This is a genomic window from Gordonia sp. 34D, from assembly GCF_056682775.1.
On record NZ_CM155293.1, the window covers coordinates 1545885 to 1569694 of the forward strand.

General features: G+C 63.0%; 21 protein-coding genes and 2 tRNA genes. 5 read left to right on the plus strand and 18 right to left on the minus strand.

What is annotated here, in order from left to right; all coding sequences use genetic code 11:
• Positions 1-31 precede the first annotated feature (31 nt).
• Together ectB and AC1L34_RS07190 are read left to right on the plus strand one after the other, a co-directional pair.
• Positions 32-1324 (plus strand): diaminobutyrate--2-oxoglutarate transaminase, encoded by a 1293-nt coding sequence (ectB, locus tag AC1L34_RS07185; protein WP_424296455.1) that lies wholly within the window; start codon positions 32-34, stop codon positions 1322-1324.
• A complete protein-coding gene (locus AC1L34_RS07190) occupies positions 1321-1740 on the plus strand; it encodes an ectoine synthase (protein WP_424296457.1) in 420 nt (139 codons plus the stop codon). Before ectB ends, AC1L34_RS07190 begins: the two co-directional genes overlap by 4 nt.
• Before the next feature lie 108 nt (positions 1741-1848).
• Here AC1L34_RS07190 and proB read toward each other — a convergent pair whose 3' ends face one another.
• From proB to mobA, 11 genes are all read right to left on the minus strand, one after another.
• Positions 1849-2955, minus strand: a complete 1107-nt coding sequence (proB, locus tag AC1L34_RS07195; RefSeq protein WP_424296459.1) for a glutamate 5-kinase — start codon at positions 2953-2955, stop codon at positions 1849-1851.
• Between the two features lie 37 nt (positions 2956-2992).
• Positions 2993-4486: a GTPase ObgE gene (gene obgE / locus AC1L34_RS07200; RefSeq protein ID WP_424296460.1), complete on the minus strand. Its 1494-nt coding sequence runs from the start codon at positions 4484-4486 to the stop codon at positions 2993-2995.
• Between the two features lie 150 nt (positions 4487-4636).
• Complete coding sequence (gene rpmA / locus AC1L34_RS07205; protein ID WP_424297372.1) at positions 4637-4900, minus strand: 50S ribosomal protein L27; 264 nt, start codon at positions 4898-4900, stop codon at positions 4637-4639.
• 36 nt (positions 4901-4936) lie between these two features.
• Positions 4937-5248, minus strand: a complete 312-nt coding sequence (gene rplU / locus AC1L34_RS07210; RefSeq protein WP_424297373.1) for a 50S ribosomal protein L21 — start codon at positions 5246-5248, stop codon at positions 4937-4939.
• 244 nt (positions 5249-5492) lie between these two features.
• Positions 5493-8942 (minus strand): translation initiation factor IF-2 N-terminal domain-containing protein, encoded by a 3450-nt coding sequence (locus tag AC1L34_RS07215; protein ID WP_424323479.1) that lies wholly within the window; start codon positions 8940-8942, stop codon positions 5493-5495.
• Positions 8943-9298: 356 nt separating this feature from the next.
• A complete protein-coding gene (gene ndk / locus AC1L34_RS07220) occupies positions 9299-9727 on the minus strand; it encodes a nucleoside-diphosphate kinase (RefSeq protein WP_424297376.1) in 429 nt (142 codons plus the stop codon).
• A gap of 35 nt (positions 9728-9762) precedes the next feature.
• Positions 9763-10266, minus strand: a complete 504-nt coding sequence (locus tag AC1L34_RS07225; RefSeq protein ID WP_424323220.1) for a hypothetical protein — start codon at positions 10264-10266, stop codon at positions 9763-9765.
• A 177-nt stretch (positions 10267-10443) separates the two neighbouring features.
• Positions 10444-10833: a DUF4233 domain-containing protein gene (locus AC1L34_RS07230; RefSeq protein WP_424297380.1), complete on the minus strand. Its 390-nt coding sequence runs from the start codon at positions 10831-10833 to the stop codon at positions 10444-10446.
• Positions 10830-12236 carry a bifunctional tetrahydrofolate synthase/dihydrofolate synthase gene (folC, locus tag AC1L34_RS07235; protein WP_424297382.1) on the minus strand — a complete coding sequence of 469 codons (1407 nt, stop codon included), beginning with the start codon at positions 12234-12236 and terminating at the stop codon, positions 10830-10832. The genes AC1L34_RS07230 and folC overlap by 4 nt, the downstream gene beginning before the upstream one ends.
• Positions 12233-14899, minus strand: coding sequence for a valine--tRNA ligase (locus tag AC1L34_RS07240; protein WP_424297384.1), 2667 nt, complete (start codon positions 14897-14899; stop codon positions 12233-12235). The genes folC and AC1L34_RS07240 overlap by 4 nt, the downstream gene beginning before the upstream one ends.
• A 9-nt stretch (positions 14900-14908) precedes the next feature.
• Positions 14909-15520, minus strand: a complete 612-nt coding sequence (gene mobA / locus AC1L34_RS07245; protein ID WP_424297386.1) for a molybdenum cofactor guanylyltransferase — start codon at positions 15518-15520, stop codon at positions 14909-14911.
• A gap of 338 nt (positions 15521-15858) precedes the next feature.
• Between mobA and AC1L34_RS07250 the strand changes: the two genes are divergently transcribed.
• A complete protein-coding gene (locus tag AC1L34_RS07250) occupies positions 15859-16206 on the plus strand; it encodes a hypothetical protein (protein ID WP_424297388.1) in 348 nt (115 codons plus the stop codon).
• Positions 16207-16280: 74 nt separating this feature from the next.
• Here the strand turns inward: AC1L34_RS07250 and clpX are convergent, their stop codons facing one another.
• From clpX to AC1L34_RS07275, 5 genes are all read right to left on the minus strand, one after another.
• Complete coding sequence (gene clpX / locus AC1L34_RS07255) at positions 16281-17567, minus strand: ATP-dependent Clp protease ATP-binding subunit ClpX (protein ID WP_424297389.1); 1287 nt, start codon at positions 17565-17567, stop codon at positions 16281-16283.
• 159 nt (positions 17568-17726) lie between these two features.
• A complete protein-coding gene (locus tag AC1L34_RS07260; protein ID WP_424297390.1) occupies positions 17727-18407 on the minus strand; it encodes an ATP-dependent Clp protease proteolytic subunit in 681 nt (226 codons plus the stop codon).
• A gap of 49 nt (positions 18408-18456) precedes the next feature.
• Entirely contained in the window at positions 18457-19026 is a 570-nt protein-coding gene (locus AC1L34_RS07265; RefSeq protein WP_424297393.1) for an ATP-dependent Clp protease proteolytic subunit, read from the minus strand.
• Positions 19027-19322: 296 nt separating this feature from the next.
• Entirely contained in the window at positions 19323-20684 is a 1362-nt protein-coding gene (gene tig, locus AC1L34_RS07270) for a trigger factor (RefSeq protein WP_424323478.1), read from the minus strand.
• A gap of 108 nt (positions 20685-20792) precedes the next feature.
• A tRNA-Pro gene (locus AC1L34_RS07275) sits at positions 20793-20866 on the minus strand.
• A gap of 178 nt (positions 20867-21044) precedes the next feature.
• On the opposite strand from AC1L34_RS07275, the gene AC1L34_RS07280 reads away from it, so the two are divergent.
• A tRNA-Gly gene (locus AC1L34_RS07280) sits at positions 21045-21118 on the plus strand.
• Between the two features lie 52 nt (positions 21119-21170).
• Here the strand turns inward: AC1L34_RS07280 and AC1L34_RS07285 are convergent.
• Complete coding sequence (locus AC1L34_RS07285) at positions 21171-21884, minus strand: adenosylcobinamide amidohydrolase (protein WP_480035242.1); 714 nt, start codon at positions 21882-21884, stop codon at positions 21171-21173.
• A 360-nt stretch (positions 21885-22244) separates the two neighbouring features.
• On the opposite strand from AC1L34_RS07285, the gene AC1L34_RS07290 reads away from it, so the two are divergent.
• Complete coding sequence (locus AC1L34_RS07290) at positions 22245-22856, plus strand: L,D-transpeptidase (RefSeq protein WP_424293350.1); 612 nt, start codon at positions 22245-22247, stop codon at positions 22854-22856.
• Between the two features lie 74 nt (positions 22857-22930).
• Here AC1L34_RS07290 and AC1L34_RS07295 read toward each other — a convergent pair whose 3' ends face one another.
• Complete coding sequence (locus AC1L34_RS07295) at positions 22931-23809, minus strand: PE-PPE domain-containing protein (protein WP_424294447.1); 879 nt, start codon at positions 23807-23809, stop codon at positions 22931-22933.
• Position 23810 lies beyond the last annotated feature (1 nt).

Here is a 23810-nt window from a genome sequence, read left to right on the forward strand (position 1 = left end):
GGACATCTCACACAAGGAAATTCTCCTAAATATGAGCATCGAAACTACCCTGGACGATCGCACTTTTACCCAGCACGAATCTCAAGTCCGTTCCTACTGCCGCGACTGGCCAGCCGTATTCGATACGGCTGTCGGGTCCTGGCTTACCGACGTTGACGGTAATCGTTATCTCGACTTTTTCGCCGGTGCCGGAGCGTTAAATTACGGCCATAACGATCCTGTGCTGAAGAACGCTCTCGTCGAGTACATCGTGCGTGATGGAATTACTCACGGTCTCGATATGTCCACGTGCGCCAAAGGTGAATTCCTCGAAACTTTCGCCACCAAGATCCTTGCTCCGCGCGGACTTGACTACAAAATCCAGTTTCCCGGCCCTACCGGCACAAACGCCGTCGAATCTGCACTGAAGCTGGCACGTAAAGTTACCGGCCGCGAGGCAATCATCAACTTCACGAACGCCTTTCACGGAATGACGCTGGGTTCGCTCGCCGTCACCGGTAACGCCATGAAGCGCAACGGTGCTGGCGTCCCGTTGGTTCACACCACGCCGATGCCTTTCGACGGCTACTTCGACGGAAGCGTCGAAGACTTCGCGTGGTTTGAGCGCGTCCTTGACGATTCCGGTTCAGGCTTCAATCGGCCGGCCGCTGTGATTGTCGAAACCGTGCAAGGCGAGGGCGGCGTCAATGTGGCTCGTCCGGAATGGCTCCGAGGCCTCGCCGACCTCTGCAAGCGCAAAGAGATTCTCCTGATCGTCGATGACGTCCAGATGGGATGTGGCCGCACCGGCGACTTCTTCTCATTCGAAGAGGCCGGCATCATTCCCGACATCGTGACACTGTCAAAGTCGATTGGCGGCTACGGGCTGCCGATGGCGCTGACTTTGATTCGTCCCGACCTCGACGTTTGGGAGCCGGGTGAGCACAACGGAACGTTCCGCGGCAACAATCCGTCGTTTGTGACGGCGACCGCGGCGATCAACAAGTACTGGTCCGACGACGCCCTGTCGGTGCAGGTCAAGGCGAAGGGCATTGAGATCGCCGAGAGCTTCGACGAGTTGTGCCAGCGTCACGAAGGTCTCTCGCATCGAGGTCGCGGCATGGTTCAGGGCCTGGTCTTCGAGAAGGCCGAACTGGCTGGCCGGGCCTGCGCGATTGCCTTCAGCAAGGGCCTGCTGGCCGAGACTTCCGGACCGAATTCCGAAGTCGTCAAGCTACTTCCGCCACTCACGACGACCAGTGAAGACTTGGCTCACGGGTTGGCGATCCTGAGCGAGTCAGTCGACCAAGCATTCAACGAACATTTCCAGGAGACAAACGCGTGATTGTCCGTACCACTCAAGAAATTACTGGCACCGACCGAGAAGTCCGTGACCCCAAAGGCAACTGGGTCTCCAAGCGGATCGTGCTCGGCGGAGACGGAGTCGGTTTCTCATTCCATGAGACAACGATCGCAGCCGGTTCGGTCAACGAATTTCACTACGCCAACCACGTAGAAGCCGTTTGGCTCGTGGAAGGTCGTGGCAGCCTGCTCAATCGGGAGACCGGCGAAATTCATCAGCTCTCGGCTGGCAGCATGTACCTGTTGGACGGCCACGAACGCCACACCGTGGTGGTCGACGAGCAGATGCGCATGCTTTGCGTCTTCAATCCCCCGGTTGTCGGCACCGAAGTGCACGACGAAAACGGCGTCTACCCGCTCGTTGCGGTTCCCGTTTCCGCGGGCAGGCACCGCGCCTAAGCGCTGGCGCTGATCTGTTGCGTTAGGTGTCGCCAGATCGCGTTCGGTGTCGGCTGTTACCGACATCAAACGCGATCCAGCGACACCTAACGCTTCTTTTTGCCCAAGTTATGCTGGCACCAGGTCGTCAGCGTGAATAACCGGACGCTGCAGTTCTGGTGGCAGATCGGCCGTCGAGCGACCAATCATCTTCGCCACATCCTCCGCGTCGTACGACGTCACACCCCGGCCGCGGACGTTGCCGTCGCGGTCAACAATCTCGACGACATCACCGTCGGAGAAGTCGCCGGTCGCCGACACGATGCCAGCAGGCAGCAACGACCGTCGTCGTCCGCAAACCGCAGCGATAGCACCGTCGTCGAGCACTAGTTGGCCGTGGGATTCGGCAGCATGCCGGACCCAGAATTTACGGGCGGACAGGCGCGTGGGCCGAGGGGCAAACACCGTACCCACTGATGCATCACCCAGTGCGGCGGCAGCCTCGGACGCGGCGGCGAGCAGCACCGGGACGCCAGAGTCCGCGGCGAGACGAGCGGCAGCCAACTTCGACGCCATGCCGCCGGTCCCGAGGGATCCGCCGGTCCCGGCAATCACACCATCGAGATCTTCTGGACCGTCTACCTGCTCGATCAGTCGCGCGGGAGTACCGTCAGGACCCGGTTTACGCGGGTCGCCGTTGTAGAGGCCGTCGACGTCCGACAACAAAATCAGCGCATCGGCATGCACCAGGTGCGAGACGAGCGCGGCAAGTCGATCATTGTCACCAAACCGGAGTTCGGTGGTCGCGACCGTATCGTTCTCGTTAATTACCGCTACTGCGTGTAATGCCCGCAATCGATCGAGGGTCCGCTGAGCGTTGGCGTGATGCGCTCGGTTTGAGATGTCGTCGGCGGTGAGCAGCACCTGGCCAACTACCCTGCCGTATCGAGCGAACGACGTCCCCCATGCGTGGGCCAGCGCCAACTGTCCCACACTCGCGGCGGCCTGCTTCGTCGCCAGGTCGCGGGGTCGCTTCTTAAGACCAAGTGGCGCAATACCCGCACCGACGGCACCCGACGACACGACCATCACATCTGATCCGGCCTTCATGCGAGCTTCGAGCGCGTCGACCAGCAAGTCGAGCCGCTTGAGATCAATACCGTTCTCGATATCGGTCAGCGCCGACGAGCCAATCTTGACGACGATACTGCGCGCCGATCCGATGGTCTCCCGCATCGACTTCACGGCAGTATTGCCGTCGGCAACTGAAAGATCATTCGTCATCTTCGTCGAACTCTTCGTCTCCCCAGCCGAGTTCTGTGTCGCCAGTAGACTCGCGACGCAGCTTGCGGGCAATCTTGCGCTCCGCGGCGCCAACGCGGTCGTTGCGCTCCAGACGCACGTCGGTGCCGCGTCCGGTCAGCGGCACGTCAACCATATCTGCGCTCGGCTCCCAATCGAAGCTGATGGCCCCGATGGTCACCGAGGCGCCGGGCTGTGCCCCGTGCTTGACGAGTGCAGCCTCTACGCCGAGCCGGTTCAGTCGGTCAGCTAGGTAACCGACCGCTTCGTCGTTCTCGAACGGCGTCTGGCGCACCCATCGTTCGGGTCGCTCGCCGCGGACGATAAAGCCGCCTTCAATGTCCGGGTTGCGGACAATGGTGAATTCGGTGCGATCGATGGCCTTTGGTCGCACGATCGGGCGGACGTCGACCGGTTTCTGCGCTTCAGCTTCGGCGCGGTACTTGCGGACCATCTCGGCGAGCGCGTACGTCAGCTCCGAGAGTCCCTTGTGAGCGACGGCCGAGATCCGGTAGACGGGCCAGCCGCGTTCGGCGATGTCGGGTTCGACGAGGTCAGCGAGTTCGGCGGCCTCGGGAACGTCGATCTTGTTGAGGATTACGATGCGCGGCCGATCGGCGAGATCGCCGAGCGAGTGGTCTTCGTCGAGCGCAGGCTTGTACGCCGCGAGCTCGGCTTCGAGTGCGTCGATGTCGGAGAGTGGATCGCGGCCCGGTTCCAAGGTGGCGCAGTCGACGACATGCGCCAACACGGCACACCGTTCCAGGTGGCGGAGAAAATCGAGTCCGAGACCGCGCCCCTCGGAGGCTCCGGGAATGAGTCCGGGCACGTCGGCAACGGTGAATACTTCCGCGCCAGCGGTCACGACACCCAGGTTCGGGGCGAGCGTGGTAAACGGATAGTCGGCGATCTTGGGCTTGGCGGCGGACAGCACCGACACCAGCGAGGATTTTCCGGCCGAGGGGAATCCGACGAGACCGACGTCAGCGACAGACTTCAGTTCCAGGATCAGTTCTCGCTCGTCCCCCAGTTCACCGAGCAGCGCAAACCCAGGGGCCTTGCGGGCGCGCGAAGCCAGCGCGGCATTGCCGAGTCCTCCGCGACCACCCTTTGCTGCGACGAACTCGGTTCCCTCACCGACGAGGTCGGCAATCACTTCGCCGTCGGAATTGAACACGACTGTGCCCTCGGGCACCCGAAGGACGAGGTCTTGGCCGGTTGCACCGCTGCGGTTTCCACCCTGGCCGGGGGTGCCGTTGGTGGCGCGGGCATGGGGCCGGAAGTGGAAATCCAGGAGGGTGTGAACCTGCGGGTCAACGACGAGTCGCACGTCTCCGCCGCGACCGCCGTTACCTCCGTCAGGACCACCCAGTGGCTTGAACTTCTCTGAGTGCACGGAGCTACAACCGTGGCCGCCGTTGCCGGCCACCACGTCGATCTTCACGCGGTCGACGAAGCGTGACATATTCTCGCCTTCCTCGAAAGCACCGGCCGAAGGAGTCTCCGACTGGCGGATCCGGTGAGGCCGGATCTGGATATGCAGACAGGGCGGGTCAGGGTGTCTAGTGACCCTGCCCGCCCTGTCAGAAGAGCTTTAGTTCCCCGGATTCGCAGGTCAGACTGCGACTGGCTCCGGGACGATGTTCACGGTCTTGCGTCCGCGCTTCACGTCGAACTTAACCGCGCCAGCCTCGAGGGCGAACAGGGTGTCGTCCTTGCCGCGACCCACGCCGACGCCGGGGTGGAACTTGGTGCCGCGCTGGCGGATCAAGATTTCGCCAGCATTGACGGTCTGGCCGCCGAAGCGCTTGACGCCGAGTCGTTGGGCATTTGAATCGCGACCGTTGCGCGAGCTCGATGCACCCTTCTTATGTGCCATCTGACTGTCCTCCTGAGAAGTTCGGGCTAAAAAGTTCTACTTGATACCGGTGACCTTGAGCACCGTCAGCTTCTGACGGTGGCCCTGGCGCTTGTGGTAGCCGGTCTTGTTCTTGAACTTGTGGATCCGAATCTTCGGGCCCTTGACGTGCTCGACGACCTCGCCGGTGACCGAGATAGCAGCCAGCTTGTCGGCGTCGGTGGTGATATTTGCACCATCGACGACCAGTGCCACCGGCAGCTGCACAGTGCTGCCGAGCTCGCCGTCAATCTTCTCGACCTTTACAGTGTCACCTTCGGCGACCTTGTACTGCTTACCGCCGGTCTTGACGATTGCGTACGTTGCCATCCCGCGTCCTCTTAACTCGTCTTCGGGCCGGAGTCCACAGGTCAGGCCTGCTCACCCGGCGTAATTGGTGTGTGTTGGTTCCGACCCTCGAGGGTCGGTAACCCCTTCCGCCGCTGCGCGCAGCAAGCTACGCGCCTGCGGAAGGCGACCTGCCAAGGCTACGGGATCGCGCCTGGTCAGGTCAAACTCAGCGCGCTCGATGCGCGCCGAGAAGCTTTCGTGAGACCAATGTCACCGACATTGGTCACTCGTTGGCGGGGGGCGGACCGGCCGCTCGACGTCCGCTCCGACGCCGTGGTGACCGTTTCACCTCCACGACCGGTTCACTGGCTTGTTTAGCGAAGGTCGTGACCGGGGTCTGTGAAACCACTGTCTCGACCGGCTCGGCTGCGGTGGTTGGTGCCGCTGCGCGGCGAACCGCACGACGACGCCGTGTCACGACCGCTCCGGTTGGTGCGTCCGCTACCGGCTTCGACTCCGCCACGTGCTTCGACTCCGCGGGGGGCTGGACCGCAGCAGGCTCCGAGACTGCCGTTGCGGGTGCCTCAACGGCAGAACCCTTGCGCTCGGAACGCACAGTGTCGCCACGGTCGGCTTCACCGCGCTGGCTGTCCCCGCGCTGCCTGTCACCACCGTTTCGTCCACGCGACCGGTTTCGGTTACGGCCGCCGCGCTGCTGCTCGCTGCGACCACCGTTGTCGGTGGTCTCCTCGCTGCTGGCCGTCTCGGTTGCCGACTCTGCACTGGCGTCGACGTTGGTGGTCGACTCGAGTTTGTCGTCCGAGTCGGCAGCGTGGCTGTGCGCCTCGTGTTCGTCGTGCGCCATGGCGCGGAACATCGGATGCTCGGCGGCCGGCTTGTGCGGCGCCTTCTGCTCGACGTGGCTCTCATCTGGCGACTGCGAATCGTCAGTCGAATGCGAGTCGGTTCCCGACTCTCCCCCGCGCCGACGCGAGCGACGCGACCGACGTGAGTTTGCATCGTTGTTGCCACCGCGGCTGCCGTCCTCGGCCGGACGAACTTCAACCGGGTTGGCGTGCACAATCACGCCGCGACCGGAGCACGTGGTGCATGTGGTCGAGAAGGCCTCGAGCAGACCGGTACCGAGACGCTTGCGCGTCATCTGGACCAGGCCCAGCGAAGTCACCTCCGACACCTGATGGCGTGTGCGGTCGCGAGCCAAAGCTTCGGTGAGTCGTCGTAGCACCAAGTCCCGGTTCGACTCCAAGACCATGTCGATGAAGTCGACGATGATCATGCCGCCGATGTCGCGCAGGCGCATCTGGCGAACGATCTCTTCGGCCGCTTCGAGGTTGTTCCGGGTAACGGTCTCTTCGAGGTTGCCGCCGGCACCGGTGAACTTGCCGGTGTTGACGTCGACGACGGTCATCGCTTCGGTGTGCTCGATAATCAGCGTGCCACCCGAAGGGAGCCACACCTTCCGGTCGAGTGCCTTGGCGAGTTGCTCGTCGATCCGGTGCACCGTGAACGAGTCAGGCGCATCGGCATGATCCTTTTGGAACTCTTGGAGTCGCTCAGCAAGGTCCGGGGCAACGTCGTTGACGTAGCCGGAGACCTGCGACCAGGCTCGGTCGCCTTCGACGACGAGCTTGCGGAAGTCTTCGTTGAAGATGTCGCGCACTACGCGGACCAGCAGGTCGGGCTCCTCGTAGAGAGCCTTGGTGGTGCCTGCGGCCTTTTCCTTGTGCTCGGCGGCCGCGGCTTCAATCCCCTGCCACTGAGCTTCCAGCCGCTCGATGTCGGCACCGAGTTCCTCGGCACTGACGCCCTCGGAGGCGGTGCGAATGATGACGCCAGCCTTCTCGGGAACGAGTTTGGCGAGGATCTGCTTGAGTCGTTTGCGCTCGGTGTCGGGCAGCTTACGGCTAATACCGGTCGACGTGCCGCCGGGCACGTACACCAGGTAGCGGCCAGCCAGCGAGATTTGGGTCGTCAGGCGTGCACCCTTGTGTCCGATCGGATCTTTACTGACCTGGACGAGGACCTGATCGCCGGGCTTGAGTGCCTGCTCAATCTTGCGCGAGCCACCGTCGAGGCCTGCGGCTTCCCAATTCACTTCGCCGGCGTAGAGGACGCCGTTGCGTCCGCGACCAATGTCGACGAAGGCGGCTTCCATGCCGGGCAGCACGTTCTGGACGCGGCCCAGATAGATGTTTCCGACCATCGACTGCGAAGTCTCGGTCGTGACGAAATGCTCCACCAGGACGCCGTCTTCGAGCACGGCAATCTGGGTGTAGTCCTCGGTGTGACCGGGGTGTGCAGGGTCGGAGGTGATCGAACTGTTGGCGGCTCGCTCGCGCACCACCATGACTCGCTCAACGGATTCCCGTCGCGCCAGGAACTCTGACTCGGTCAGGATTGGCGGACGGCGACGGCCAGCGTCACGACCGTCGCGACGGCGCTGACGCTTGGCTTCCAGACGTGTGGAGCCGGAGATGCCCTGCACTTCGTCGCGGACGCGCTTAGTGCGAGGCTCACGCTCGTGGACCACGGTGTTCGGTGGGTCATCGCTCGCGGAGATGTCTTCGGTGTCACTGTCGCTGCCGCTGCGACGGCGGCGGCGGCGACGTCGACGCTTGCTCGACGGGCCGGAGGCATCATCGTCGGTGTCGCCAGCATCGGAGTCGCCACTGGCGGCACTCTCGTCGCCTTCGGCGGCGCCAGCGTCCGTTGCGTCGGCGTCCGTAGCAGGCTCGTTCGCTGTCTGGTTCGCGTTGTCGGCAGCTTTGTCGGTGTCGCCGGTCTCGTCTGCGGAGGCGTCAGCGTTATCGCTCGAGTCGCTGTCGGTGCTCGGCTCATCGCCGTTGTCGTCGCCCTCGGAACCCTGATCGCCACGTCCACGACCGCGGCCTCGGCGGCCCCGTCGACGACGCCGCGAGCGGCTCTCGCCTTCGTCTGAACGCTGCTCTTGGTCGTCAGCCGGTTCGGTGTCGCCCGATTCAGCCGGAACGTCTGCCTGCTCTGCGCTGGCATCGTCTGCGTCGACCTTGGCGGGTGTCTCCGCGGTCTCAGCATCGTCGCTGCTGGCCTCGGCGACCTTCGCTTTGCCTGCGGTCTTCTTTGCTGGGCGACGCTGGCGTCGCTGGGCCGGTGCTTGCTCGGTATCACCGTCGCTGGCATCGGACGGGGCGCTCTCGGGCTGGCTCGCCTCGGCTTCGGCAGTCCCTGCCTTGTCTGCCCCTGCTTTGTCTGACCCTGCCTTGTCTGACCCTGCCTTGCCGGATCCCGTCTTGGCTGGCCCTGTCTTAGCTGGTTCAGCGACGTCGCCCGCAGCGGCCGGGGTTTCGACGCTCGACGGAGCCTCAACCGCACTTGGCGGGAGGAATAGCGGTGCGGCGGACTCTTGACGAGGGGCAGCAACCGGTTGTGGGGTCTCAACAGCGGAGAACAGTGACGAACCGGCCTGCGCGGTATCGGCCGGAGCCGATGCAGGCTCGTCCTTAGGAGCCTCGGTAGCACCGCTGACGCGGCGTTCGACGGCCTCGGCATCCGATCGCGAGATCGACGACTGTGCGGTGCGTGCCGTCACGCCCATGTCTTGCAGGTGCTCAAGTACCTGTTTGCTGGTCAGTTCCAGCGCGCGCGCAAGTGCATGCACACGGAGTCGTAGGGGAAATTTCTCCGCTGACTGATCCGCCGAAGTGGCATCAGTCGGCGACCCGTTATCGGTCACGTGGTCTCCTCAAGACCCCCGGGCGCGTAGTCACTGTGAAAGCGAGACAACGCGGCCACGCGAGGGCCTTATTGCAATGTGTGCCGGCCGGATTGACCGGGTGTTATGTGGTCTTTGCGTCGTCAAGACGCCTTGCTCGACGCAGGCCTCGGGCCGCAGCCGGATCCCTGTGGGGATCTGACGGAACCGGGTACCTCTATCTGGCTGTGCGTCGATCGTCGACGCCAAAGCGTGGTGCCGACGACTAGGCAAGTATCCCACATCACGGGCCATAGCCCACACACGAGTGCCGAAATGCCTCTCGCGCGCCGCGTTGTCTGAGGTCGATCAGATGTTAGCGATCGTTAAAGCAGAGTTCAGAGGGTTTCTGAGATGTTGAGCTCGGGGAACCAGAGACCGATTTCACGAGCAGCGGACTCGGGCGAGTCGGAACCGTGAACGATATTGAACTGGGTTTCCAACGCAAAGTCGCCACGGATAGTGCCGGGCGTAGCCTTCTCGACCGGATCGGTGCCACCGGCAAGCTGACGGAATGCCGAAATCGCGCGCGGGCCTTCGACGACAGCCGCAACCAACGGTCCGGAAGTGATGAAGTCGAGGAGGGAACCGTAGAAGGGCCGCTCGGCATGCTCGGCATAGTGTTCGCTGGCCACCTCGGTGGTCACCGTGCGCAGTTCCAACGCCGCGAGTGTGAGGCCCTTACGCTCGATTCGGGCGAGTACTTCGCCGACCAGGCCGCGCTGGACGCCGTCGGGCTTGATGAGGACGAGAGTCTGTTCAGTCACGCACGACACTGTAGCGACCGTCGGTCACCGGTGCACTACTTGGGGCAGTACTGCTTTTCGATTGCGAAGAAGCCGTAGTTGAACAGTCCCCCACCATCGCCGCCACTGACGATGATCTGCAGGCAGGCGCCCGGCGTCTTGACCGCCGCGGTCAGCTGACGGTCGAGCTCTTTCGCCATGTACTTATTCGACTTGGCGTAGGCCCCCGGCACCGGGAGGTTGGCGATGACGTTGACGGCACCGCGTTGGTGCAACCACAGGGTCGCCGACCGTGTCGCCAAGTAGCCCAGCGCACCGGGCTGCACCGGCATGGGGAAACTCGCCTCGGCAGCGTCCGGGTCGGTCTCCGTCGCCTTGGGGGCGTTTGACTTGGAGGGCTGCGCATTGGACTTGGAGGGCTGTGCGTGCGGCGCCTGCGACTGCGAAGCCGCGGGATCGTTCGGACGGGGATGCGTCGGGGAGTCTGCTGAAGCCACCGGTGCGGCAAGCACCACGACGGTCGCAACTGCCGCAGCGACCGTGGCGACGGAAACACTCAATCGACCCAAACTCGACAACACCTGTGCGTTCCTCCGCCTACTTCTGATTTCGAATGGGCTACCCGATCTGGCGTCCACGAACCCCCGCAAGTGCGCCGATCGGATGAAGTTCCCAAGGTTCCACCCACCGATCAGCGAGTGTAACCGAAAACACAGAATGGGTCACATCGTCACAGCTCAGAGTGGTTGTTGTCCGGGCAGTCGCCCCTGCTCGATCCGTTTCGCCACATCACGCTTGATGTAAGCGATGTACAGCCACACGCACAAAAACACCACGCCAACGACGGCGATCGACCAGTGTATGAGTCCGCCGGCAATCACAAACACCTGCATCACCAGGTTGATCTCTAGTGCGCGCGGCTTACCCTGTCGGCCCGAGAGCAGCAGCAAGATCAGCGTCACGATTCCGAGGTACAGGCCCGACGCCCAGGTCACGCCACCAGCGAGGCGGGCAACCACGGGGAAGGCCAGTGCCACCACGATCACTTCCAGGATCAAGGTGCCAGCCATCACGCCGCGGAAGCCCTTCCACGGGTCGGTTGCGGGCGCGGTGAACTGCTCTGTCATGACGGCTCCTTGCCGAACAGGGTGCGGGCTGCACCCGCGGTGACGACGGAACCGGTGACAACGACGCCCGCGCCGGAGACTGAACCCTGTTCGTCTTCTTCGGCCAGCGCGATCGCCGCATCGACGGCATCGGGTAGGAAAGGTTCCACGACGACGCGGTCTTCGCCGAATACGTCGTTCGCGATGTCGGCGAGCGCATCGGTATCGAGTGCGCGCGGCGATCCATTGTTGGTTAGGACGACGGTGTCGAGGACCGGCTCCAACGCCGTCAACAAGCCGCGCGCATCTTTGTCTCCGAGGACACCGATCACGCCGATGAGCCTGCGGAAATCAAATTCGGACACCAGAGCCTTGGCGAGCGCCTCGGCCCCATGCGGATTGTGCGCGGCATCGAGGAAGACCGTGGGGGCGCTGCGAACGCGCTCCAATCGGCCCGGGCTCTCGACCGTGGCGAATCCTTCGCGGACCGCGTCGACATCGAGCTGACGGTCGGCACCGGCACCGAAGAACGCCTCGACGGCGGCGAGCGCAAGTGCGGCGTTCTGGGCCTGATGTGCACCGTGGAGCGGTAGGAACACCTCGTCGTATACACCGCCCAGCCCCTGGATGCGCAACAGTTGTCCGCCAACGGCGGTCGCGGACTCGAGCACCGCGAATTCCGAATCCTGCCGCGCCACTATCGTTCCCGCCTCCACCGACGCTCGCATCAGGACGTCGGTTACTTCGGGGGTCTGCGGTGCAATGACGGTGATCGGATCCATCGGGATGATCGCATCCTCGGGGCCCGGCTTGATGATGCCCGCCTTCTCCGCTGCGATCGCGGCGAGGGTATCGCCCAGGTAGTCGGCGTGATCCATCGCAATCGGCGTGATGACGGCAACCTGCGAATTGATCACGTTGGTCGCATCCCATCGACCACCCATGCCGGTTTCGATGACCGCCACCTCAACGGGTGCCTCGGCGAAAGCCGCGTAAGCGATCGCGGTGAGCACCTCGAACTTACTCATCCGCGGGCCCCCATCGGCGGTCGACGAATCGTCAACCATCGTCACGTAAGGCTCGATGTCGCGGTAGGTGTCGATGTAGGTGCGCGGCGAAATCGGCGCACCGTCGATCCCAATGCGTTCGGTCACCATCTGCAGGTGGGGGCTGGTGACCCGACCGGTACGACGGTGAAATGCCCGCAGCAGTGAATCGATCATGCGGGTGACCGAGGTCTTGCCGTTGGTTCCCGCGACGTGAATCGTCGGGTAGGCGTGCTGTGGGTTCCCGAGCAGTTCCATCAACGCGCTAATGCGCGACAGGGACGGCTCGATCTTGGTCTCCGGCCACCGCGTATCGAGTTCGGTTTCCAGGGCCTGCAGCTCGGCGTAGTCGGCGGCCGCGTCCGGCGAATGGGTCACTGGGCACCCAGTTCGGCGAGCTTGGCGGTCAGTCGGGCGATATCTGCCTCAGCGAGAGCCTGTCGAGCCTTGATCTTGTCAACAACGTTGTCCGGTGCCTTCGACAGGAACTGCTCGTTGCCGAGCTTGGCGGTGGTCCCCGCCAACTCCTTCTCCGCGGCAGCAAGATCCTTCGCCGCACGCTTGCGTTCGGCCTCCAGGTCGACGGTGCCCGAGGTGTCGATCGCGACGGTCGCGGTACCGGTCGACAGTCGCACCTCGACGGTCGCGGTCGCCGAGAAGTCGTCTCCGGCGGCCTCCAACTTCGCGAGCGAGTCCAATTGCGGACGTAGATCGGCCAGGCCAGCCTCGTCGAGCCCCTCGACGGTGGCCGCGACCCGTTGACCGGGCTTGAGGCCCTGGTCGCTGCGGAAGCGTCGGACCTCGGTGATCAGCTTCTGCAGGTCGTCGATCCGCTGTGCGGCGTCGGTGTCGGAGCCAGTTCCGGTTCCCGTGGGCCACGCGGCGATAACCACCGACTCGCCGCCGGTCAGCGCCTTCCACAGGACTTCGGTGACAAATGGCATCACCGGGTGCAGGGCGCGGAGCAACTGGTCGAGCACATTGCCGAGCACCAGGGTCGTCGCCTCGGCGCGCGCGCCGCCTTCGGCAAACTGCACCTTTGCCAATTCCAAGTACCAGTCGCAGACCTCGTCCCACGCGAAGTGGAACAGCGCCTCGCACGACTTCGAAAACTCGTAACGTTCAAAGCCCGAGTCGACGTCGGCCAACACCTCGTTGAGGCGACCGATGATCCAACGATCAGCGATGGTGAGCGCGTCGGCGGCCGGCAAGTCGCCGACCTGCGCCCCGTTCATCATCGCGAACTTGGTGGCGTTAAACAGCTTGGTGGCGAAGTTGCGGGACGATTGCGCGTGTGATTCGCCGACCGAAATATCGCTGCCCGGGTTGGCGCCGCGGGCCAGGGTGAATCGCAGCGCATCGGCACCGAAGCGGTCAACCCAATCAAGCGGATCGATACCGTTGCCCTTCGACTTGCTCATCTTGCTGCCGTGCTCGTCGCGCACCAGTCCGTGCAGGAAGACGTCGGAGAACGGCACCTTCGCACCGCCGTCGGGTCGAGTGCCGAATCCCCCAAGGTCGAGCTTGCCGACATAGGTGCCGAACATCATCATGCGGGCCACCCAGAAGAACAGGATGTCGTAGCCCGTGACCAGGACCGACGTCGGATAGAACTTCGCCAGGTCGTCGGTCTGCTCGGGCCAGCCCATGGTCGAGAAGGGCCACAGACCCGACGAGAACCAGGTGTCCAGTACGTCGGGATCTTGTTCCCAGCCAGCCGGCGCCGTCTCGTCCGGGCCGAAGCATTCCACTTCGCCGTTCGGGCCATACCAAATCGGGATTCGGTGACCCCACCACAGCTGACGGGAAATCGTCCAGTCGTGCATGTTGTCGACCCAGTCGAACCAACGCGGCTCCTGGCTCTTCGGGTGAATCACCGTGTCACCGTCGCGAACGGCATCGCCCGCAGCCTTGGCGAGGGATTCAACATTGACCCACCACTGCATCGACAGTCGCGGCTCAATCGGTTCACCTGCGCGCTCGGAGTGTCCGACGCTGTGCACGTACGGACGGATCTCCTTCACGATGCGGCCCTGTTCGGCCAGTGCTTCGCGGACGGCAACGCGAGCGGCGAATCGGTCGAGACCATCGAACGTCGTTCCGGTGCCCTCGATCGTGGCAGTCCGGTCCATGATCGTGATCATCGGCAGATTGTGCCGTTGGCCGATCGCGAAGTCGTTGGGGTCGTGAGCCGGGGTGATCTTGACCGCGCCCGACCCAAACTCCGGGTCGACATAGTCGTCGGCAATCACCGGAATCTTGCGGTCGACGAACGGGTGGTCAAGCTCGACGCCGATGAGGTCTCGGTAGCGCTCGTCGTCGGGGTGGACGGCAATAGCCGTGTCACCCAGCATCGTCTCCATACGGGTCGTCGCAACGACGATATGCGGCTGGTCGTCGTCCATGGAGCCGTAGCGGAACGAGACGAGTTCGCCGTCGACGTCAGCGTACTTGACCTCGATATCGGAGATCGCTGTCTGCTGGGCTGGCGACCAGTTGACGAGTCGTTCGGCACGGTAGATGAGGCCGTCATCGAACATCTGCTTAAAGATGGTGTGGACGGCGCGCGAGAGTCCCTCATCCATCGTGAACCGGTCGCGGCTCCAGTCGACCCCGTCGCCGAGGCGGCGCATCTGTCCAGCGATGGTTCCGCCGGACTCAGCCTTCCACTTCCAGACGCGGTCAATAAACTCCTCGCGACCGAGCTCGTGCCTGCTGGTCCCCTCCGCCACGAGTTGCTTCTCGACAATGGTCTGCGTCGCGATGCCCGCATGGTCCATTCCAGGCAGCCACAGGACTTCGTAGCCCTGCATCCGCTTGCGGCGGGTCAGGGTGTCCATGAGGGTGTGGTCGAGTGCGTGCCCCATATGGAGGGAGCCCGTTACGTTGGGCGGCGGCAGCACAATCGAGTAGCCGGGCTTGTCGCTGGTGGCATCGGCCGTAAAGTATCCGGCGTCTACCCAGGTCTGGTACAGGTCCGATTCGTGGTCGGCCGGGTCCCACGACTTAGGGAGTGCATTGCTCTGCTCGGGGTTCGTCACCCCTTAATCTTAGGAAACTCTCGAGATGCGCAGGCGGTGCAGGTCCTCGGGAGCGTCCACATTGGCCAACCATTCCGGATCCGAAACACCAACACGCCTCGTGACCAGGGCTTCTAGCGCGGCGACCATTCTCAGTTCGCCGCCCTCGACAAGATCGGCAAGTTGGTCGACGACCCGCGTGCGGTAGATCGCGGCCATCGGATGGTCGCGCCCGGCATCGTAGGCAACCACCGCGTCGGACGATTCGGTGAGCCCACCAACCAGTTCGTCGATCAGTCCGGTATCGACCAGAGGCATGTCGGTGGCGCACACGAAGGCAGCGTCCGCACCCCGTTCGCGCGCAACAGTCAATGCGGCTACGAGTCCGCCGAGCGGGCCGCTCCCCGCCTTCTCCGTAGTGACCCACTCCAGATCGGTTTCCTCATTGAGGTCGACGTAGGCCTGAGATGTCAGGGGTGCGGCCACCAGGACCGGTTCGCAACGGGCGCTGATGGCCCAGGCGATCTTCGAAAGCATCGGTCCCCCATCCCATTCCAAGGCTGCTTTGTCTTGCCCCATTCGGCGAGAACGCCCGCCCGCGAGGATGATTCCGGCCAGTTTTACATCGCCCGTGCTAGTCATGAGCCCAGTGTGGCAAAGACTTCTGGTCGTGGGGTCAAATCGCTCGGACCGATCGGCAAGTTGCATCGGGTTTATCAGTGCCCACTGTTCGGGATTTCAGGCATCTCCCCTCCTACCCGTGCGATAGCACTGAAGGTGAGATGCATCCCATCGGTACGTCCTGTGCCCAACTGGCCCCAATTTGCGGAGGTTCGATGCCTATAAATTCGATGCCTACAACGACGATGCCTACAAAGACGACAACGACGATAAGAAACCGACGCTGAGAAGGACCGGACCTCAACTTAAAGGGTGCCATCTCGATTGCGCCCGGCAGCGATCTCGCACCAATGGTTCCGATGCTCCAATCTGGAGACCCCGCCATGGCCCCGGCGCTGGCGTTCTATCCGGCAATTTTGCTTGGCGCCGAAGCTGCGGACCCGTCGTTTGTCGCCCAAGACTATGTGACGCCCCAGTCAACCCCGCTGCTCAAGGCGGCGCGCAGCGGTTGCCTTGCCTCCGTGGCACAGCAACTGGGCAACATTCCCCTCCAAGGCTCCTTGAACCCCAACGCGGATATGAACGACCTGGTGACCTACTTGAAGAAGCGGTCGGCGGCACCCCTTCAGTTGAAGGTTCCGACCGTGATTTTCCAGGGCAAAGCCGAAACCGTCGTTGTTGAACCCGCATATCCGGGTACCTGCTAAGTCCGCCCGTTCCGTCGAGCAAACAAAAGTCCCCGAGTGCCGCGTACGCGGTACTCGGGGACTGAACTCTGTTGCTACGCGGACTTCTCGCGAGGTCCGTCGTCTTCGGACCGCGGCACGATTGTCGGCAGAACATTGTCACGGACCGTCTCGCCGGTCACGACCACCTTGGCGACATCGTCGCGGCTGGGGATGTCGTACATGACGGGCAGGAGCACTTCCTCCATGATGGCGCGCAGACCGCGGGCACCGGTCCCCCGGTGGATGGCCTGATCGGCAACCGCCTCCAGCGCGTCTTGCGTGAACTCCAACTCGACGTCGTCCATGTCGAAAAGTCGCACGTACTGCTTGACGAGCGCATTCTTGGGTTCCGACAAGATCGAAACCAAGGCTTCCTTGTCGAGGTTCGCGACCGAGGCAATAACCGGTAGGCGGCCAATGAACTCGGGGATCAGACCGAACTTGATCAGATCCTCGGGCATCACCTCGGCGAAGTGATCAGCCGTATCAACCTTGTCCTTGCTGACCACGTCGTTGCCGAAACCGATGCCGCGCTTACCAATTCGCTCGTCTACGACCTTCTCCAAACCAGCGAAAGCCCCAGCGACGATGAACAGGACGTTCGTTGTATCGATCTGTAGGAATTCCTGGTGCGGGTGCTTGCGTCCGCCTTGCGGCGGCACACTCGCCTGCGTGCCTTCCAAGATCTTCAGCAGTGCCTGCTGCACGCCCTCGCCCGACACGTCGCGGGTAATCGACGGGTTCTCGCTCTTGCGGGCGATCTTGTCGACCTCATCGATGTAGATGATGCCGGTCTCAGCACGCTTAACGTCGTAGTCCGCTGCCTGGATCAGCTTCAACAGAATGTTCTCGACATCCTCACCGACATACCCGGCTTCAGTCAGCGCCGTCGCATCAGCGATGGCAAACGGAACGTTCAGCATCTTGGCGAGGGTCTGCGCCAGGTACGTCTTACCGCAACCGGTGGGCCCGAGCATCAAGATGTTCGACTTCGACAACTCGATGGACTCGCCACCCGGCGACCGCTTGTCGCTCTTCTTCTCACCCGCCTGGATGCGCTTGTAATGGTTGTAGACGGCGACGGCGAGTGTCTTCTTTGCCGAGTCCTGACCGACGACGTAGTTGTCGAGGAACTCCCGAATCTCAGCAGGCTTTGGCAGCTCGTCGAGCTTCACATCGCTGGTCTCGGCGAGTTCCTCTTCGATGATCTCGTTGCAGAGGTCGATGCACTCGTCACAGATGTACACACCTGGACCGGCGATGAGCTTCTTGACCTGTTTTTGGCTCTTACCGCAGAAAGAGCACTTCAGGAGGTCACCACCGTCTCCCATTCGCGCCATTTGGCCGCACCTACTTCCTATCTGCGATCTACCTTGACGGTACCCGCGCGCCTGGTCTTCGACGAGCCGAAATGCGGCAGTCGTTGGAGATTAGGTGGCCAACGCGGCGACAGCCGGTATTCCTCCGGCGTGTCGCACACGTTGGCCTGCGTCGCAGAGTTAGCTGCGGCCCGACTTCTTGCGGTATTCGAAGACCTCGTCGATGATCCCGTATTCCTTTGCCTGATCGGCAGTGAGGATGTTGTCGCGATCGGTGTCCTTGCGGATTTTTGCGGGATCCTGGCCGGTATGCCCGGCGAGGATCTCGTCGAGGCGCTTGCGGATGCGCTCAATCTCAGCGGCCTGGATTTCCAGATCCGAGACCTGCCCCTGGTAGGCACCGCCGGTACGCGGCTGGTGAATCAGGATGGTGGCGTTCGGGAGCGCCGCACGCTTGCCCGGGGTGCCGCCGGCCAGCAGGATCGCCGCGGCCGATGCTGCCTCACCCAGGCAGACAGTCACGACGTCGCAGTGGACGTACTGCATCGTGTCGTAGATGGCGAGCATGTCGGGAACGCTGCCGCCGGGTGAGTTGATGTACATGGTGATGTCGCGGTCCGGGTCCTGGCTTTCCAAGACCAGCAACTGCGCCATGACGTCGTTAGCAACGGTCTGGTCAATCGGGGTGCCGACGAACACGATGCGCTCTTCGAACAGCTTGGCGTACGGGTCGTACTGGCGCTGGCCGTTGGGGGTGTTCTCGATGAAGCTGGGGAGGATATAGCGGGCCTGAATGCTCTTCATTGCCAGGGCCGCATCCGAGATGCCCGCGCGAACGTCGGCGGGAAGCGAGTTAGTCATGAGGTCTCCGTAACCGGTGAGATGAGGTGATCGATGGACGCGGTCGCGGTCAGGCGCTCGCCGTGGTCACGACGTGGTCGACGAAGCCGTATTCCTTGGCCTCTTCAGCGGTGAACCAGTTGTCGCGGTCGGCGTCGGCTTCGATCTTCTCGAGCGGCTGGCCGGTGAATTCAGCGTTCAGACGGTTCATTTCGCGCTTCGTTGCCGCGAACTGCTCGGCCTGGATCGCAATGTCGGCGGCCGTACCACCGATGCCAGCGGACGGCTGGTGCATCATGATGCGGGCGTGAGGCAGCGCGTGACGCTTGCCCTTGGTCCCCGCTGCGAGCAGGAACTGTCCCATCGATGCGGCCATGCCCATGGCATAGGTCGCGACGTCGCACGGCGCAAGTTGCATCGTGTCGAAGATCGCCATGCCCGCGGTGACGCTGCCACCCGGCGAGTTGATGTAGAGGCTGATGTCCTTCGTGGGGTCCTCGGCTGCGAGCAGCAAAATCTGGGCGCACAGGCGGTTGGCGATATCGTCGTCCACCTGAGTTCCGAGGAAGATGATGCGCTCGCGCAGGAGACGCTCGAAAACCGAATCGGTCAGGTTCAGGCCGGAGACGCCCGAGCTCATCGAGGGCGTGTACAGATTGCTCACTGAGTTGTCCCTATCTTCTCTAGCGGTGCGATTCTCTTCATCGGCCGGTTGGCTGGTGCGACAGGCATCGTGATGCCTGTCCGACGAAGATGCTGTCACCGAGGTTAATCAATTTTCAGGCCGGAGATGTTCCGCCGACACCCCTTATTCGCTTACAGCGGAACAGTTGTCAGCCCCGTTGCAGGTCGGGTGTGACGCACGGGATTAGACGACGACAGCCGGGACGATTGCTCGTCCCGGCTGTGGCCCTCACTCCTTGCGGAGTAATAAAACTACGCGTCGTCGCCCTCGGCGTCGTCGTCGCTCTCGTCTGCGGCCGGGGCAAAGAAGGCCTTGGTGTCAATGGCTTCACCGTTGGTATCGGTGACCTTGACACCCGAGATCAGCTCGGCGAGCGCCTTGTTGCGACGCACGTCGGCGTACAGGGCACCGATCTGGTTGGCGTTCTGCAACTGCTGGATGAACTCCTGCGGTGCAACACCGTAACGCTGCGACTGCATGAGGATCTGGTTCATCAGCTCGTCCTGGCCCACCTCAACGCTCGAGGCGTCGGCGAGGGCGTCAAGCAGCAGCTGGGTGCGGACCGACTTTTCCGCGTCGACGCGGCTTTCGGCGTTCCACTCGTCGCGGGTCTTGCCCTGCGCCTCGAGGAAGCGATCGACCTGTGCATCGTCGTGGCCGAGTGCGTGCACCAACTCGTGCTGCGTTGCTTCAATTTCCTGCTCCACAACAGCCTCGGGAAGCGGGAACTCGACGGTCTCGAGGAGCTGATCAACGACGGCGTCGCGGATCGAGCCGGCCTGCTCGTACTTCTTCGACTCTGCGACCTGTCCGCGGAGGTTCTCACGGAGTTCGTCGATGGTGTCGAACTCCGAAGCCAGCTGGGCGAAGTCATCGTCGAGTTCCGGCAGCTCGCGCACCTTCACCGAGTTCACCTTGGCGGTGATCTCGGCGTCCTTGCCTGCGAATTCGCCAGCGACGAGGGTCGAGGTGAAGGTAGCCGAATCGCCAGCCTTGACGCCTTCGAGTGCGGCGTCCAGGCCTTCGATCAGGGTGTCGGAGCCGACCTCGTGTGACAGGCCTTCGGTCTTGGCGTCCTCGACGTCCGCGCCGTCGACGGTGGCCGACAGGTCGAGGGAGACGAAGTCGCCGTTGGTGACGCCACGTTCAACACCGGCGAGGGTGCCGAAGCGTGCGCGCAGGTTGTCGAGTTCGGTTTCGACGTCAGCGTCAGTGATCTCAAGCGGATCAACCTCAACGGCGATGCTGTCTGCGGCCGGGAGAGTGATCTCGGGGCGGACGTCGACCTCTGCGGTGAAGCGGACCGGGTCACCGTAGACCAACTCGGCAACGTCGATCTCGGGCTGGCTGATGGCCTTCAAGTCGGCTTCAGCCACGGCTTCGGAGTACTTGTTGGGCAGCGCGTCGTTGACGACCTGCTCGAGGACCGACTGGCGACCAACGCGAGCTTCGATGAGCTTGGCCGGTGCCTTACCCGGGCGGAAGCCGGGGATACGGATCTGCTGGGCAAGGGAGGCGTATGCGCGGTCAAAATCACCGGAGAGTTCCTCGAACGGAACCTCGACGTTCAACTTGACGCGGGTCGGGCTCAGCTGCTCGACGGTGCTCTTCACGGTGTTGGTACTCCTTAGTCGATCGTGCTGTCGTTTTCGTTGCTGCCAGTCGCGGCTTTAACTTCAAGCCACGCGCCGACGCGCTTTCGTCGGGCCGCGACGATTTCGTCGGGATGACAGGATTTGAACCTGCGACCCTCCGCTCCCAAAGCGGATGCGCTACCAAGCTGCGCCACATCCCGGTGGCCGTGAAAAAGTTCCGGCACGGCCAAATGGAGATAGTACGGCCTTGCCCCACGTTTCCGCGAACCCGGGCCCCTGCAGGGTGATTCCGGCACCGCATTTTGTGATTCCCGGCATCGCTCGGTAATGTTCTGCACGCGCTCAGCTGCGCTAGAAATTTGCGGCTGTAAGCGCAACGCGGGTGTAGCTCAATGGTAGAGCCCTAGTCTTCCAAACTAGCTACGCGGGTTCGATTCCCGTCACCCGCTCCACCAAGTCGCGGCATCGTCGAAAGACGCTGCCGCGACTTTTGTTTGGAAAACTCTATTTGCTAGTCGGCAAGCTGCCTGTGTAGTCGTGAGCGCCCGCCAGGACCACCGCGTGCACCGCACGGGCAACGGCAGAACCCCACTGCGATCGCGGGCCGGCGAACACTTCCGGCCCCCCCACCTCCGGCACCACGATCACCACGGCGTCCGACGCTGTGCCGGTGGCTGGATAGCCCGCCTCAAGGAGCGCCTGAGTTTTCGCTTCGGTGACCGTGATGACCGCATTGACAAGTGCCGCGTCGGTTAACGCGACCGGTACTTGCACTGTGATGTTGATGGTGCCCGGACGGTAGGGAGCTTTCGCTGTCTCGTCGGGCAGGACCATGGGCGCGAGTTCGGGATCCGGCACCTCCGCTGCTGCGGCAGCCCACGTGGGGACGCGCAAGCCAACGGTCGCTGATGCCGACACCCCGCTGTCAGTGGCCTGAAAGCTGTTGGCGACCGGGGCTGCGGTCAACATACCGACGCCACGCCCACGCATTCCGTGCTGGTCAGCGAGTTCCCCAAGGTGCTCGACGGGGTCGGTCCGGGAGTAGTCGCCCGGCACCTGCGCGTTGATCACCCAGCCGATTGTGCCGATTCCACCGCCCAGCATCGCTGAGGAAATACCGCGCCAACCTGGTCCGATCTCCCAGGTCGCGGTCGTCAATGCCCGCTCCGGTGCACTGTCGGCAGTGACGTCGCGGTGTAGTTGCAGCTCGATACTCATGGCAGGTTCCGAGGCTAATCGACTCCCGTCAGACGGCCGACAGCAGTTTCGCGCCGTCACCGGCGCAATCACATAGGCCCCACCAGTCACATCGGGCAATCCGTGACGAACTCCACCTAGACCCAATTGTGCCGTTTTGACCTGCACTTTCACTTAGATTATTCACAGGTATCGGCCGTGTGCTATTGGCGAGTCGGCAACGGTTGTGTAACGATGATTCGGAGCGTCCACGGGGGTGGCGCCTTTTTCATGACCACAAACGAAGGTAGAGACCACGTGTTTTCCACCAAGTCCTCGAGCAACCGGGCAAGCCGGACCGCTCGAGTCATTGCTGTGGCGGCCAGTGCAGCAGCACTGGCGATGGGGGCCCCGGCAGTCGCTAACGCGGCACCAGTCACGGTCGTTCCCGGCCTCCCGCCGATCCAGCTCCCAGAGCTCCCCGAGGTCCCCGGCGTGCCTAACGCTCCGGCACCGAAGACCAAGGAGAAGCCAAAGCCCGAGACTACGACTCCGGAAGCTCCCGCCATCCCGGCCGAGCCGAACGTGAAGTCGCCGACCGGCTGGGTTGCGCTCGCAACTGATGGCGACCACCAGATCTACTGGTGGAAGGACCATAAGTTCGTCAAGCAGATGCCGATCTCGATGGGCACTGACAAGCACCCGACTCCCAATGGCGTGTACCACACCAAGGAGAAGTACCGCGACATGTACATGGATAGTTCCACGTACGGTGTCCCGATCGACTCGCCCGAGGGTTACCGCACCTACGTCGAGTACGCGACGCGTATGTCGTGGGACGGCATCTTCATCCACGCCGCTCCGTGGTCGGTCGCTCAGCAGGGTGTCTCGAACGCAAGCCACGGTTGCATCAACATCAGCACCGAGAACGGCAAGTGGGTTTACGACACCATCGGTTCGGGTACCCCGATTGTCGTCCGCGGCACCGTTGGCGGTCAGTACACCGGCGACTAGTCGCTGCTGACCCACACGATCTACCAAACCAGGCTCGTCCGAAATGATTTCGGACGAGCCTGGTTTTTTCGTGACTAAACCACCCGCTGGGGCACCCCCATCGTGGCCTGAAGTTGCAGCCAGTGCGCAAGGTCCTCGCAACCGGTCACCTCGGGGTCGGTGAGCGGGGCACGCCGATACGGCTCGCGGGAATACGAAACGTGCCGCCCGCCGATCGGGTTTCGAAGACGCCAGCGACCCATCGAAATCTCCGCTGGCAGGTAGCCGCGCACTTCTCGCACAGCCGTCCGGAGTCGTCGCAGATCGCGACGCCATTGCTGTGGCGAGAACTCCGTCGCCTCCGAGTTCTGCATCCGGTCGCCCATCGCTCGGGCTATCGCACCGGTGAGCCACTGCCGGAACTGTTGGAACGACAGTGAATCGGTGAGGTCGGCAATATCGCGGATCAGCGAATCGTCGCTCGCATTGCAGATCACATCCGACGGAGCACCCACCCAATACGCGGGCAACCCTTCGGGCAGGTTGGCACCCTCGCCAGCTACTCCCCACCCCGTACATCCGTCAATGACGCCGCGCGGCTGGTTGGGGTCGGCGACGAAGCCGACGGCGGCGACCGACCCCAGCAGGCGGTGGCTCGCCGGGTGCGCGACCAGCGTCCGAATTACTGCGGCCCCCTGCGAGTAGCCGATCATCATGACCGGCTTCGTGGCAGCCCGAATCTCGGCGGCAAGATTGGCCACGCCGACGTTGAGGCTGTCGACATAGCTGACGCCGTCGAACGACGGTGCCGGCCCGTAACTTGAGGGGTATCCAACCCATCGGGCATCGAAGCGGTCGTCGAGTCGCTCGGTCACCGCCGCGAGCATCCCTGTCACCTGCGTGCGGTCGTCACCCTCGAACGACTCACCTGTGCCCCCGACAACCAAAATCGTGAACTTTTGTCCTGCGTTCATG